Here is a 13,346-nt window from a genome sequence, read left to right as displayed (position 1 = left end):
TTGTCTCTTTTTATCCAAATTCATTTAAATCCTTCCATACAAAAAAGCAAGATACATATGTACCCTGCTTACTCCTCGTAATGTTGAAAAGGTAATCCCGTTCGTAAAATCCCTCTCGTTTCAATTCCACCTAGTCCCTTTTCACCAGTAATTGTATTACGTACGACATCCCATACATTGACTCTCTCCATAAATGAAGTAAAACTAATTTTACCAACTACATATACAGGATCTAGTGCATGAATATTAATTCTAGATGGTGAACTAGCGAAATTGGCCCCTGCACGAATTAGTGCCTCAAAGTGCGATTGACATGCCCCAGCAAAAATAACAAGTTGATCCAATGATGGATATTTTTTTCGCACTTCTCGAACAGCCTGTACAAAATGCCTTGAATGCCTATATGCCGCTAAATCTCCCTTCACTCCTTTCGATTTTGTATATGCATCATGCCCCGTAATAACGAGAATGTCTGGGCGAAAGTGATCTATTAAGTCTACTACTTTTTCATGCATCTCCGTTTCTTTACAATGAATACCTTGTACAGGAACGCCAATTTTGTTATATAAGTCTAAGCACTTGCGCAAATATAAAGGGTCTCCATCTATATGCAATACACGTCCCGGCATTTGAAAATAATTCACCTCACTTGTGTATCCACCAGTTGAAGTATGTTCATGCCTTTGTTTCATTAACACATAATCTTGTTGAAACAAACGATACGTGCGCTCCATTGTTTCTTTCTCACGCTTCACCCTTTTTTTATGTTCTCGTTGATCTATACTAATTAAATCTTCAAGTGGCGCATCCGCCACCAGTCTAATTTCCTCTCCAAACAATATAGCTATCTCGCCTTTTATTTCTATAATACGAAAAAGAATATCCCTCTTATGAGAATATCGTTCCACTAATTCTCCAACATGTAAAGCCATTCTCCTACCTCCAAACTCATTAGGCCATCTTACCTGTTTTTAAAATATGAATTTAGAGGGAGAAAGGTGACAAAAGGGACAGTTCAAGTTGAACTGTCCCTTTCATATTCTTATGATAATTTATGAAGAACCAATGCATTACTTAATGTTGCAAACTCTTCAATAGATAGCGTTTCGCCTCTTCGCTTTGGATCAATTCCTACTTCTGTTAAAATTCGATCCAATAATTCCTTATCTTTCGGGAAACCATTTAAATTATTTGATAAATTATTCATCAAAGTTTTACGGCGCTGTGCGAAACTTGCTCGTACTACTTCAAAGAAGAATGTTTCATCTGTCACCTCTACAACCGGTTTCGGACGCTTTAGAAGGCGAATAATTGCAGAATCAACATTTGGCTGTGGTACAAACACTGTACGCGGTACAGTCATAACTGTTTCAACTTCTGTATAATACTGAATAGCAATCGATAAAGAACCATACTCTTTCGTTCCAGGTTTAGCAGCTAAACGATCTCCAACTTCTTTTTGCATCATAACAACAAATCCACGAACTGGTAACTTTTCTTCAAGCAATTTAAATAAAATTGGCGTTGTAATATAGTATGGCAAGTTAGCTACTACCATTACATCTTGCCCTTCTTCAAATTGCTCATTAAATACTTCATGTACATCCGCTTTTAGTACGTCTTTATTAATAACTGTAACGTTACCATATGGTGCTAACGTCTCATCTAAAATTGGTAATAGTCTTTGATCAATTTCAAAAGCCACTACTTTTTTAGCACGCTTCGCTAATTGCTCTGTTAATGCACCGATACCTGGTCCAATTTCAATTGCACCACTTTCTGAACCAATTTCTGCATGATCGACAATACGATTTAATACATTTGTATCAATTAAAAAGTTTTGTCCTAAACTTTTTTTGAATGAAAATCCATACTTTTCAACAATGTCTTTTGTACGATTTGGCGTTGCGATATCCTTCATTTTTTTTCCTCCTGTATTACTTGCTTATAAGCTTCTCCAAATGATTCCTTTGAAACTTGAAACATCTGTAATCGTTTATGTAACTGTTTTGCATTTGTATAACCAATCTTTAATAGCTTACCCATTCTTTCTCTGCGGCTCTTTGCCATTTCTCCGCCCACTAAGCCTGCATCGACTAAATCACTCCAACTAATTTCACTTGTATAAGCTTCCATTTCTTCATGTATATTCTCTAGAGCACGGCGAATCGACTCATTAGAAGCATGTTCGATCCCAACTCCCTTTTTCCTTTTAGCAAGCGCTTCTTCCTTCGGTAAAAAGGCATGCTTACAGCCGGGAACCTTGTCAGAAATAATTTTTCGAATACGCTCTCCAGGATAATCTGGATCTGTGAAAATAATAACGCCCCTTTTTTGCTGCGCTAATTTAACTTGCTCAATAACATGATCACCGATTGCTGAACCGTTCGTTTCAATTGTATCCGCATCAACAGCACGCTTAATCGCAACTGTATCATCTTTACCTTCTACAACGATAATCTCTTTTATTTTCATGCTTGCCTCCACACTCGTTTCGTCTCTACTTAGTAAAACAAAAAAATGACGACTTTTCCATTATTATTTTCCTCATTCTTATATTTTAAAAAATAGAATAGAAAAATCTTTGTTCTCTGTCCTTATTGTAACACTTCATCATTCACATTTATTTTCTTCATCACTTCTACTAGTGTTTTTTCAAAATAAAAAAGAACAGGTTTCCCCATTCTTTTTTATTCAACACCAAATAAAGCTTTTGCATTTTTGGTTGTCATTTCTGCTACTTCCTCATAAGAAACACCTTTTAAATTCGCAATTTCTTCTGCTACGAGTTTTACATAACTCGGTTCATTTCGTTTCCCTCGAAATGGATGCGGCGTTAGATATGGACAATCCGTCTCTATTAACAATTTCTCTAATGGAATCTCCGTAGCAACCTCTTTCGGCTTTTTAGCGTTTTTAAATGTAACTGGTCCGCCTAACGAAATTAGAAAGTTCATATCAACACATCGCTCTGCTACTTCTACGCTGCCGCTAAAACAATGCATAATGCCTCCTACTTCAGCTGCATTCTCTTCTTCTAGAATATCAACAATATCTTGAGTTGCATCGCGATTATGTATAATAATCGGCAATTTCACTTTTTTCGCTAATGCAATTTGTTTACGAAATACTTCTTTCTGTATTTCTTTTGGAGACTTATCCCAATGATAATCTAAACCCATTTCTCCAAGTGCAACGACTTTAGGATGAGAAGCAAGTTCTTCTAACCAAGCTAAATGTTCTTCTGTCATGTCAATTGCATCAACTGGATGCCATCCAACCGCAGCGTAAATAAAATCATAAGCTTCAGCTAATTCCATCGCCTTTTTTATCGTTACTTCATCAAAACCAACAACAACTGTATAAGTAACTCCCGCTTCTTTCATTCGGGCAATAACTTCTTGCAAATCTTCTTCAAATTGCTCTGCATTCAAATGCGAATGTGTATCAAACAACATAATACATAACTCCTTTTATATTGAAATCCAGTTTATTCTACAAAAATAAGTTCTTTAATAACTTAACGATAACAATACTACAATCTTAATGCAAAAATAGAGAATGTAAAAAGAAAAAAGACGCTTCACACATGTTACACGTGAAACATCTCTTTTCTTGTCTTAATTACTTGATTTTTGTACCATTTGGTAGATTTTGGTCAATTGATGCTAATGACAATACGCCATTCTCTTCACCCGCTAAAATCATACCTTGCGATAATTCACCGCGTAATTTTACAGGTTTTAAGTTTGTTACACAAATAACCTTTTTACCTTTTAGGTCTTCTGGCGAATAGAATTTTGCAATTCCAGAAACAACTTGACGCTTTTCTGTGCCTAAGTCTAGTTGGATTTTTAACAACTTGTCTGCTTTTTTCACAGGTTCAGCAGATAGTACTTCAGCTACGCGTAATTCTACTTTAAAGAAATCATCAATTGTAATTTCTTCTGCCTTCGGCTCTTCTTCTTTTTTCTCTTCTACTTTAGGGGCAGAGCTTTTCATTTGTTCTTTAATGTACTCTACTTCCACTTCTATTTCTAAACGAGGGAAAATCGGGTTTCCTTTTTCTACTTTTGTTCCAGCTGGAATACAGCCAATTGTAGATAGACTTTCCCAAGATTTATGAGCCTCATCAGTAAGGCCAAGCTGAGCAAACATCTTGCTTGGTGCTACTGTTAAGAATGGCATAAGCATAATACCTGTTTGACGAAGTACTTCTGCTAAATGAGCCATTACGGAAGCTAACTTTTCACGATCATTCTCATCTTTTGCTAATACCCATGGTTGTGTTTCATCAATATATTTATTCGTACGACTAACCAATTGCCAAATAGATCCTAACGCTACAGAGAACTCCATATTCTCCATTGCTTCTTCTACTTTTTTCAAAGTATCTTGTGCAAACGCTACTAACGTTTCATCAAATTCTGTTACATTTGCTTTAAATGCAGGGATTTCTCCGTTAAAGTACTTATCAATCATAGCTACTGTACGATTTAATAAATTACCTAAGTCATTTGCTAAGTCGAAATTAATACGCTCCACAAATCCTTCTGGTGTAAATACGCCATCAGATCCAAATGGAACTTCACGAAGTAAGTAATAACGTAATGCATCCAATCCATAACGATCGATTAATGTAACTGGATCTACTACGTTTCCTTTTGACTTACTCATCTTTCCATCCTTCATTAAAATCCAGCCATGAGCAAAGACTTTCTTTGGAAGAGGTAAATCTAATGCCATTAAAATTATCGGCCAATAAATTGTATGGAAACGAACGATTTCTTTCCCAACTAAATGCACATCTGCAGGCCAGAATTTTTTATATTTCTCTTCATTTGCTGTTCCATAACCTAACGCCGTAATATAGTTAGATAATGCGTCAACCCATACGTAAATAACGTGTTTTGGGTTACCAGGAACACGAACTCCCCAGTCAAATGAAGTACGAGAAACTGCTAAATCTTCTAATCCTGGTTTAATAAAATTATTAATCATTTCATTTTTACGAGACTCCGGCTGAATGAAATGTGGATTATCTTCATAGAACTTTAATAGTCTGTCGACATATTTACCCATTCTAAAGAAATAAGATTCTTCACGAACAAGTTCTACATCATGACCACTATCTGGGCTTTTCCCTCCAACTACTTTGTCACCTTCCATAATTGGATCTACTAATTGATGCTCTGTATAGAACGTCTCATCTTGTACAGAATACCAACCTTCATATTCATCAAGATAAATGTCACCTTGATCTACTAATTGCTTAAAGATTTTTTCGACAACATCTTTATGACGATCTTCAGTTGTACGAATAAAATCATCATAAGAAATATCCATCTTCTCCCAAAGCTCTTTAATTCCTGCAACAATATTATCAACATATGCCTGTGGCGTAATATTTAACTCTTCTGCTTTCTTTTGGATCTTCTGTCCATGCTCATCAGTTCCTGTTAAATAATGCACATTATATCCTTGCATACGCTTATATCGTGCCATCGCATCTCCTGCTACTGTCGTATAAGCATGTCCAATGTGTAATTTTCCACTTGGATAATAAATTGGGGTAGTAATATAAAAGGACTTATTTTCCTCTGTCATTGTTTTGGACCTCCCGAATAACCTCATATGTATTTATAAACAGTATATCAAAAACTCATATATAAAGTGAAACTTTAATCAGTGGGGTTTTTCTTCATCCCCACTGATTATTAGCCCACATCAATCGGGCTTTTACGAGCAGCCCGAATCTCACTTATCTTCTTTAAGCCAACCTAATTTTGAATTCTGGGTCTTAATGCTCGATATCTTTATCATCTATTGCTCATATTTCAAAAAAATATACAATCTCCACTTGAAATTTGTTATTTTTTTCTGAAAATATTGTGAATAATTGTGGAATTTCCTCTCAATCTATTATATATAAGAAATAAGAAATCTATAAATCTTTTTAAAAAATATAGAATTTAAGAATTGACGGAAATGTAAATGATTGGTATCATATGTCCATAGGGTATTTTGTCGAAAAATGACGAATCTAAAAATAGACTCGAAACTTATAAACTATTTATTTAGGAGGAAAAAAATTATGAAATCTACTGGTATTGTTCGTAAAGTTGATGAATTAGGTCGTGTAGTAATTCCAATCGAATTACGCCGTACTTTAGGTATTGCAGAAAAGGACGCTCTTGAAATCTATGTTGATGACGAAAAAATCATCTTAAAGAAATATAAACCAAACATGACTTGCCAAGTAACTGGTGAAGTATCTGACGGTAACCTTTCTTTAGCTGAAGGTAAAATCATCTTAAGCAAAGAAGGCGCTGAGCAAATCTTAAACGAACTTCAAGATTATATCGAAACAGCAAAATAAGCTTCTCAATTATGAGAAGCTTATTTTTTATCGACATGATAGATTTGATATACATCTCTTTTCGACAAATCTCGATCTTTAGCGACTGTTTTAATCGCTTCTTTTGAATTCATACCTTTTTCATTTATATAGTGTTCAATATGATCATATACTGAAAGAGATTCCCACCATTGTTCTTCTGGAGCAGGTTCTTCTGTTGAACCAGCTACTAAAATACAAAACTCACCACGTACTTCATTTTGCTTCGTCCACTCAATTGCTTCTTGAATTGTCCCTCGAATAAATTCCTCAAATTTTTTCGTTAACTCTCGACACAATACAATCTCTCTATTTCCCAACACTTCCTGCATCGAAATTAAAGTATCATCTAAACGATGAGGCGCTTCATAAAACATCATTGTAGTTTGTACATAACGAAGCTTTTCTAACTCCATCTTCCGTTCCTTTTTGTTTCTCTGCAAGAAACCATAGAAATAAAACTGCTTTGTTTCAAGACCGGATGCAATTAATGCTGTAAGGGCTGCATTTGCTCCAGGAAGCGGAATTACATGATATTGCTCAGCTACTGCCTCAACAACAATATCGTAACCCGGATCAGAAATACACGGCATACCAGCGTCACTAACAAGTGCTACATTCTTTCCATCCTCTAACTTCTCTAATATTCTCTTTCCACTTACTTCTTTATTATGCTCATGATAACTCGTGACAGGTGTTTCAATTTCAAAATAATTACAAAGTTTTTTCGTTTGTCTCGTATCTTCAGCAGCAATTAAATCAACTTCTTTTAAAATTCGGATTGCACGAAATGTCATATCTTCTAAATTTCCAATAGGAGTTGGTACTAAATATAAAACTCCCTTTTCATTTTGTTGAAAGCTTTTTTGTTGCCACATAGCGTTCTCCTTTTTGCATATATGCCTCTTTTTGTTTTCTCGTTAATTGCTTAAAGTAATACTCCGCTTGCATAGCTGTACGCTTATCATCATGGGTCTCTACATATTTTAAAACGACAGGAAGCCTGACGCGTGTATACTTAGCTCCTTTGCCGCTATTATGAGTCTGTATTCGTTTTTCTATATGGTTTGTATATCCAGCATAATAACTTCCATCAGAGCACTCTACCACATAAAAAAAATGCTTATTCTTCTCCATATAAAATTGAACGTATCTCCTTTGTATATTCGTTATTGTTCTCATATACAACGAGAGGTGGTAAAATTTTTAAATCTGCATTTCCATCCTTAATTCCTTCAATTAACAATGTATTTGCTTCTTTTCCAACCTTAGGATAAACAAATCGCACACGCTTTGGTTCAATTTTATATTTACGCATTAATGTGACAATGTCGAGTAATCGCCCTGGACGATGTACAAACGCCACTTTCCCACCTTGTTTTACTAACTGACTACTTGCAGATACAACATCTTCTAATGTACACATAATTTCATGACGAGCTATCGCTAAATGTTCATTCATATTTTTCTCTGAAGTTTGAGGTGTTTGAAAATATGGTGGATTACATGTAACAACATCATATTGATGACGTCCGAGTTTCTCTGGCATATCTTTCAAATCTCCATGTATGAGGTGAATTCTTTCTTCCAGCCCATTATATTGAACACTTCTTACTCCCATATCATATAAGCGTTCTTGAATTTCCACACCAGTAATCTTTCCTTTTGTTCTTGTACTTAATAGAAGGGGGACAACTGCGTTACCTGTACACAAATCAAGTAAATTCCCCTTTTGAATTGGTACCCATGCAAAATCTGCCAGTAAAACAGCATCTAAAGAAAAATTAAATACTGATGGGCTTTGTATAATCTTCATGTCTTGCGCTAATAAGTAATCTAAACGTTCATCTTCATATAAATTCATATACTGCTCCTTTTCTTACCCTTAACCTACCCTATTTCATGTATAAAAAATTACCTTTCCAATTATAATTGGAAAGGTAATTTCACTTTTTATTTAAGAATGACAGACAGAACAAACAATCTCCCTCTTTACGTACACTTCCATAATGTAGATTGCAAATATGAAAACCTTCTTGATACAGTCTCGCTAAATTGTCATAGCCTTCACCAATATCTGTTTTCGGCTTCACTTCTTTACGCTTTTGAGTTTTTTGTTTTTCTTTATTCTGCACTTCTTCAAAACGGTGTCGCAAATTGTTATTTTCCATTTTTATATGCTGGTTTTCTTCCAACAACTCTGCAAGATGCTGTTTTAACTCTCCCAACTGTTTATATAAATGTCCAATTTGCTCTTCCATACTAGAAACCGATTCAAAAATATCTTTTTTCTCCACAAGCACCCACCTCATTAATCTGTGGTTTGACTCGAAACGACCCCTTTATTCACTAACTCATCTAACGTATATTCTACTATCCGTTCCTTGTCTACTAGTTCCACTTGAATTAATCTTTCTAAAATATTTAATCCGATCACACGGCCAGTACCATGCGGGGTTTGTATACGTTGATCTAAATCAGGAAGTTGTTCCTTTGCTGCCTCATATTCATCATTCTCATATTTTAAGCAACACATTAAGCGACCACATAAACCAGAGATTTTTGCAGGATTTAATGATAAATTTTGATCCTTTGCCATTTTAATGGATACAGGTTCAAAATCTCCTAAAAAAGTAGAACAACAAAGCATACGACCACATGGACCAATACCACCTAGCATCTTCGCTTCATCACGAACACCAATTTGTCTTAGTTCAATTCTTGTTCTAAAAATTGCCGCTAAGTCCTTCACTAGTTCGCGGAAATCAATCCGACCATCCGCAGTAAAATAGAAAATAATCTTATTACGATCGAATGTATACTCTACATCTACAAGTTTCATATCAAGATTATGCTCTACTACCTTTTGCTGACAGACTTGATATGCTTCTTTTGCAGCATGTTTGTTCTCTTCAACAATGGTACGATCATTTTCATTTGCAATACGAATAACCTTTTTTAGCGGTAATACAACGTCGTTTTCATCAACTTGCTTTTTGGTAATAACTACTTTTCCGTATTCAATACCTCTTACCGTTTCTACAATAACAAACTCATTTTCAGAGATATCGAACTGATTTGGATCAAAGTAATATACCTTTCCGGCCTTCTTAAAGCGAACACCTACTACATCATACAAAACGGTCATCCCTCCTGCAACCGCAACACTAACTGTTCGAACACAAGCTGCGCATTTACATTAGCGTTGATTCTATTTTTTGCCTCTAATATATTAAAGAGAGCTGATACAATGCGCTTCTGAGCATAGGAAAACGATTCAAACATCTCTTTCTGCTCATGAAAAACAAGACGATCTTCTTCTCCAAGTTGAACATATAGTAAATCCTTATAAATAAGGAGTAACATATCTAACCCTTGCTGTAATTGTTCTTTCTCTCCAAAGTGTTTTCCCCATTTTTCTTGTACAAAAAAAATAGAGGTTTTATCTTTTTCGAGCGCTTCACATAATTTTATCACTAAAGCTCGTGCTTGTGCAAACCATTCATCACTACATAAAGCTAAAGCTTCATCAAAACTATTTGTGAGTTGAGCAGCAAGTGTCGATAAAGATGCTGTAATACCTTCTTCCTGTAATCTTCTAATTAAAGATTCTGTAGGTAACGGTCTAAACGTAACAACTTGGCAACGAGATAAAATCGTATTTAAAATTTGATGACTTTGTTCAGTAAGTAAAATAGCGGTTGTATCACTACTTGGTTCTTCTAAAAATTTCAAAAGTGTATTTGCCGCATTTGCCGTCATACGATCTGCGTGCTCAATAATATATAATTTTTTATTTGCCTCTAATCCTGTTTTTGAAAACTCTTCTTGTAAATCATGAATTTGCTGCTTCTTAATAGATAATCCGTCTGGTTTTACAATATGTAAGTTAGGGTGGTTACCTGAATCAATTCGCTTACAATTTGTGCATACATGACAGGGCTCTACTCCATTCCGCTGAGAACAGAGGAAACTCTTTGCCATTTGAATTGCTGTCGCAAACTTTCCCGTACCTTTCCCTCCCTCTAACAAGTAAGCGTGGGATATACGCTCTTTTGCAATGCTATTCATCAACATTTTTACACCGATGGGTTGTATAGCAGAAAGCTGCTCCCACGTCTTCATCATAATGCATACCTCACTTATTTCATTCTTTCCTTCTATTATAACAATTTATCTTCTATAATCTGAACAACTTCTTCTATAAGTTTTTCCATCGGCTGATCAGCATTTACCAATACAATACGCTCCGAGAAACGTTCTACAACTTGTAAATACCCTTCGCGCACACGTTTATGGAAAGAGATATCTTCCATATCTAGTCGATTTACTTCACGTCCTGCATCTTTTTCAATCCGAGCCAAGCCAACCTCAGGCTCAATGTCTAGATAAATTGTTAAACTAGGCATACAGTCCTCTGTTGCGAAACGATTTATTTCAAATACCTTATCCATACCCAATCCTCTTGCATAGCCTTGATATGCTAAAGAACTATCTATAAAACGATCACATAACACGAGATAGTTCTCATTAAGTGCTGGCATAACTTTTTCTACTAAATGTTGTCTGCGCGCAGCAGCATAAAGAAGCGCTTCTGTACGTGCTTCCATCATCGTATATTCTTGTTTATGTAAAATCGTCCTAATGTCCTCAGAAATTGCAATACCACCTGGTTCCCTTGTCGCCATTACCTTTTGTGCTTTTTGTTCAAAATATGGCAATAAGCTTTTAATTAACGTTGTTTTACCTGAACCTTCTGGGCCTTCAATTGTTACAAATAATCCCTTCATCCTAAAACCTACTTTCTATATCATACACTTTCATATATTTCGTATTACCTTGAAAACGAGCTCCTGCTCTCTCTAAATACATAATTTGCTCTTTATGCTCTGAAGTAATTCTCTCTCCATACATAACCAATGGAATCCCAGGTGGATACGGAATCACCATTTCCGCCGCTATCATTCCAACAGCTTCTTCTATAGATACTATCCTTGTTCCATATCTTTCTAGTTGTTTATACGTATACGGCAACGGAGAGAATTCACCTTTATAAGTATAACGAATAGATTCCCTCTTGTCTTTCACGTCATAATGTTGCAATGCTACTCGGATCATCTCTATAACCTTCATATACCCCTCATTTGCTTGCAGGGGTAAAATAAATAGGACATTGTACGGATCAGCCATCTCTGTATATATACCGACCTTTTCAAATACGGACTGTAATTCGTACCCTGATAACTGACAACGAGTTTGTACGGTAACCTTTAACTCGTCTTGCAACGGATATTCTAAAATGGCGATTTGGGGAATAGAACGTAACCGTTCCTTAAATCTCCGTAAAAACTCAACAATTTCACCATGACCTTCTTCTTTTATACGCGCCATTGTAAAGCGTGCTATATCCAAGGAAGCCATAATTGGATACGATGGACTACTAGATTGTAGCATACTTAAATAAGTAGTAACCTTCTCTTCGTCTACTAAGTAACTATTTATATGTAAATAGGAACCCATTGTCATTGCGGGTAATGTCTTATGTGCAGAATGCACTACAATATCTGCACCATATGTTAACGCTGATTTCGGGAATGGTTCTCCTAAACAAAGATGTGCCCCATGTGCCTCATCTATTAAAACAGGGATTTCATGTGCATGTGCAAAAGCGATGCTTGCCTCTAAATCCATGCCCATACCATAATAATTAGGATGCGTTAGAATGAGTGCTTTCGCATTTGGATATTTTCCAATTGCTTTCTTAATAATTTCATTACGAACTCCCACTGGTACGTTATAAGTTTCATCAATCCATGGATCTAAAAAAATGGGATTTGCTCCCGCTAGTTTTAAACCATTAATAATTGATTTATGACAATTTCTTTGTACAAGAACAATATCATGTTCCCCACAACAAGACAAAATCATCGCTAAGTTCCCGACTGTTGAACCATTAATTAAAAAATAACTTCTCTTTGTATCATACACTTCAGCCAATAATTGTTGTGCCTCATCTATACATTCAAACGGACTATGCAAATCATCTAGTCCTGCTAACTCAGTTACATCAATAGATAGAATATCTTTAAACTCTCTTATTGCCTTCTGAGGGAAGTTTAAACCATTCTTATGACCTGGGACATGAAAGGATAACGGCCCTCTTTCTTTAAACTCGATTAACGCCTCATATAAAGGCATATGATTTTGATTCATCTACATCTCTTCCTTATTATTCATTCTCCATCTATTATACAGAACAAAAAAAATAATAGGCATATGCCTATTTAAAAATATGATACTTCTAATTTTCGAAGTTGCTTTAAATAATGTATATATTTCGGATCATCTGTCTCTGTATTCACCATATCCTTTTCACATTCATAACATATTAAATTATTATAAACATATATACCTTCTTTTCTTTTTGTCTCACAAACAATACAAACTTCACTTTGTAATTTCATAACCTTCCCTCCCTATTTAAGTGAACCTATTTTATACTTCTAATCCTTAACAATTTCCAGAAAAATATACACCCATCTCTTATATAATATGATTAACTCTTGGGCAACGTGTTTGTATTACCATTACTTCTTTCCCATTCTTTTTAACAATACAAAAAAACACAAGTCAAAAGACTTGTGTTTTTAGTTGCTTGGCGACGTCCTACTCTCACAGGGACAAGGTCCCAACTACCATCGGCGCTAGAGAGCTTAACTTCCGTGTTCGGTATGGGAACGGGTGTGACCTCTCTGCCATCATCACCAAACTATGAAGGCATATTCCTTCAAAACTAGATAACATTTGCTACATATTATATGGTTAAGTCCTCGATCTATTAGTATTCGTCAGCTCCACATGTCACCATGCTTCCACCTCGAACCTATCAACCTGATCATCTTTCAGGGATCTTACTAGCTTACGCTATGGGAAATCTCATCTTGAGGGG

The 13,346-nt window shown here is 35.5% G+C and carries 15 protein-coding genes and 2 rRNA genes; 1 reads left to right on the top strand and 16 read right to left on the bottom strand.

The window, feature by feature from the left end:
• Positions 1-68: 68 nt before the first annotated feature.
• From yabG to metG, 5 genes are all read right to left on the bottom strand, one after another.
• Positions 69-932 (bottom strand): sporulation peptidase YabG, encoded by an 864-nt coding sequence (yabG, locus tag ATL10_RS25610; RefSeq protein ID WP_001173734.1) that lies wholly within the window; start codon positions 930-932, stop codon positions 69-71.
• 110 nt (positions 933-1,042) lie between these two features.
• Positions 1,043-1,921, bottom strand: coding sequence for a 16S rRNA (adenine(1518)-N(6)/adenine(1519)-N(6))-dimethyltransferase RsmA (gene rsmA, locus ATL10_RS25605; protein WP_000651548.1), 879 nt, complete (start codon positions 1,919-1,921; stop codon positions 1,043-1,045).
• The gene (gene rnmV / locus ATL10_RS25600; protein WP_000692837.1) at positions 1,918-2,475 is read right to left on the bottom strand and encodes a ribonuclease M5; all 558 of its coding nucleotides are present in this window, start codon (positions 2,473-2,475) and stop codon (positions 1,918-1,920) included. The genes rsmA and rnmV overlap by 4 nt, the downstream gene beginning before the upstream one ends.
• Before the next feature lie 215 nt (positions 2,476-2,690).
• Positions 2,691-3,458 carry a TatD family hydrolase gene (locus tag ATL10_RS25595; RefSeq protein ID WP_000895840.1) on the bottom strand — a complete coding sequence of 256 codons (768 nt, stop codon included), beginning with the start codon at positions 3,456-3,458 and terminating at the stop codon, positions 2,691-2,693.
• Between the two features lie 166 nt (positions 3,459-3,624).
• Positions 3,625-5,607 carry a methionine--tRNA ligase gene (metG, locus tag ATL10_RS25590; protein WP_000134131.1) on the bottom strand — a complete coding sequence of 661 codons (1,983 nt, stop codon included), beginning with the start codon at positions 5,605-5,607 and terminating at the stop codon, positions 3,625-3,627.
• A 487-nt stretch (positions 5,608-6,094) separates the two neighbouring features.
• Between metG and ATL10_RS25585 the strand changes: the two genes are divergently transcribed.
• Positions 6,095-6,379: an AbrB/MazE/SpoVT family DNA-binding domain-containing protein gene (locus ATL10_RS25585; RefSeq protein WP_000843036.1), complete on the top strand. Its 285-nt coding sequence runs from the start codon at positions 6,095-6,097 to the stop codon at positions 6,377-6,379.
• Between the two features lie 20 nt (positions 6,380-6,399).
• Here ATL10_RS25585 and rsmI read toward each other — a convergent pair whose 3' ends face one another.
• The 11 genes from rsmI to ATL10_RS25530 all read right to left on the bottom strand — a co-directional run.
• Entirely contained in the window at positions 6,400-7,275 is an 876-nt protein-coding gene (gene rsmI / locus ATL10_RS25580) for a 16S rRNA (cytidine(1402)-2'-O)-methyltransferase (RefSeq protein ID WP_000267824.1), read from the bottom strand.
• On the bottom strand, positions 7,244-7,534 hold the full coding sequence (locus ATL10_RS25575) for a GIY-YIG nuclease family protein (protein ID WP_000414350.1): 291 nt from the start codon (positions 7,532-7,534) through the stop codon (positions 7,244-7,246). Before ATL10_RS25575 ends, rsmI begins: the two co-directional genes overlap by 32 nt.
• A complete protein-coding gene (locus ATL10_RS25570) occupies positions 7,521-8,261 on the bottom strand; it encodes a tRNA1(Val) (adenine(37)-N6)-methyltransferase (RefSeq protein ID WP_001055355.1) in 741 nt (246 codons plus the stop codon). Before ATL10_RS25570 ends, ATL10_RS25575 begins: the two co-directional genes overlap by 14 nt.
• A gap of 82 nt (positions 8,262-8,343) precedes the next feature.
• The gene (gene yabA, locus ATL10_RS25565; protein ID WP_000412063.1) at positions 8,344-8,694 is read right to left on the bottom strand and encodes a DNA replication initiation control protein YabA; all 351 of its coding nucleotides are present in this window, start codon (positions 8,692-8,694) and stop codon (positions 8,344-8,346) included.
• 14 nt (positions 8,695-8,708) lie between these two features.
• Complete coding sequence (locus ATL10_RS25560; protein WP_000272429.1) at positions 8,709-9,536, bottom strand: PSP1 domain-containing protein; 828 nt, start codon at positions 9,534-9,536, stop codon at positions 8,709-8,711.
• A 5-nt stretch (positions 9,537-9,541) separates the two neighbouring features.
• On the bottom strand, positions 9,542-10,525 hold the full coding sequence (holB, locus tag ATL10_RS25555; protein ID WP_000978578.1) for a DNA polymerase III subunit delta': 984 nt from the start codon (positions 10,523-10,525) through the stop codon (positions 9,542-9,544).
• 35 nt (positions 10,526-10,560) lie between these two features.
• Complete coding sequence (gene tmk / locus ATL10_RS25550; RefSeq protein ID WP_000677220.1) at positions 10,561-11,187, bottom strand: dTMP kinase; 627 nt, start codon at positions 11,185-11,187, stop codon at positions 10,561-10,563.
• Between the two features lies 1 nt (position 11,188).
• A complete protein-coding gene (locus ATL10_RS25545; protein WP_064531870.1) occupies positions 11,189-12,610 on the bottom strand; it encodes an aminotransferase class I/II-fold pyridoxal phosphate-dependent enzyme in 1,422 nt (473 codons plus the stop codon).
• A 71-nt stretch (positions 12,611-12,681) separates the two neighbouring features.
• Complete coding sequence (locus ATL10_RS25540; RefSeq protein ID WP_000776279.1) at positions 12,682-12,861, bottom strand: sigma factor G inhibitor Gin; 180 nt, start codon at positions 12,859-12,861, stop codon at positions 12,682-12,684.
• 189 nt (positions 12,862-13,050) lie between these two features.
• Positions 13,051-13,166, bottom strand: a 5S ribosomal RNA gene (rrf, locus tag ATL10_RS25535).
• Between the two features lie 49 nt (positions 13,167-13,215).
• A 23S ribosomal RNA gene (locus ATL10_RS25530) occupies positions 13,216-13,346 on the bottom strand; the annotation flags it as partial.

Source organism: Bacillus sp. 196mf (assembly GCF_003217275.1).
Lineage (GTDB): Bacteria > Bacillota > Bacilli > Bacillales > Bacillaceae_G > Bacillus_A > Bacillus_A thuringiensis_S.
Note: the sequence above shows the minus strand (reverse complement) of the source record. Positions and strands in the feature narration are given on the sequence as shown.

Excerpts from the sequence above, each read along its gene's own strand:
- yabG (WP_001173734.1), bottom strand. The coding sequence starts at position 932 with ATGGCTTTACATGTTGGAGAATTAGTGGAACGATATTCTCATAAGAGG.
- rsmA (WP_000651548.1), bottom strand. The coding sequence starts at position 1,921 with ATGAAGGATATCGCAACGCCAAATCGTACAAAAGACATTGTTGAAAAG.
- rnmV (WP_000692837.1), bottom strand. The coding sequence starts at position 2,475 with ATGAAAATAAAAGAGATTATCGTTGTAGAAGGTAAAGATGATACAGTT.
- ATL10_RS25595 (WP_000895840.1), bottom strand. The coding sequence starts at position 3,458 with ATGTTGTTTGATACACATTCGCATTTGAATGCAGAGCAATTTGAAGAA.
- metG (WP_000134131.1), bottom strand. The coding sequence starts at position 5,607 with ATGACAGAGGAAAATAAGTCCTTTTATATTACTACCCCAATTTATTAT.
- ATL10_RS25585 (WP_000843036.1), top strand. The coding sequence starts at position 6,095 with ATGAAATCTACTGGTATTGTTCGTAAAGTTGATGAATTAGGTCGTGTA.
- rsmI (WP_000267824.1), bottom strand. The coding sequence starts at position 7,275 with ATGTGGCAACAAAAAAGCTTTCAACAAAATGAAAAGGGAGTTTTATAT.
- ATL10_RS25575 (WP_000414350.1), bottom strand. The coding sequence starts at position 7,534 with ATGGAGAAGAATAAGCATTTTTTTTATGTGGTAGAGTGCTCTGATGGA.
- ATL10_RS25570 (WP_001055355.1), bottom strand. The coding sequence starts at position 8,261 with ATGAATTTATATGAAGATGAACGTTTAGATTACTTATTAGCGCAAGAC.
- holB (WP_000978578.1), bottom strand. The coding sequence starts at position 10,525 with ATGATGAAGACGTGGGAGCAGCTTTCTGCTATACAACCCATCGGTGTA.
- tmk (WP_000677220.1), bottom strand. The coding sequence starts at position 11,187 with ATGAAGGGATTATTTGTAACAATTGAAGGCCCAGAAGGTTCAGGTAAA.
- ATL10_RS25545 (WP_064531870.1), bottom strand. The coding sequence starts at position 12,610 with ATGAATCAAAATCATATGCCTTTATATGAGGCGTTAATCGAGTTTAAA.
- ATL10_RS25540 (WP_000776279.1), bottom strand. The coding sequence starts at position 12,861 with ATGAAATTACAAAGTGAAGTTTGTATTGTTTGTGAGACAAAAAGAAAA.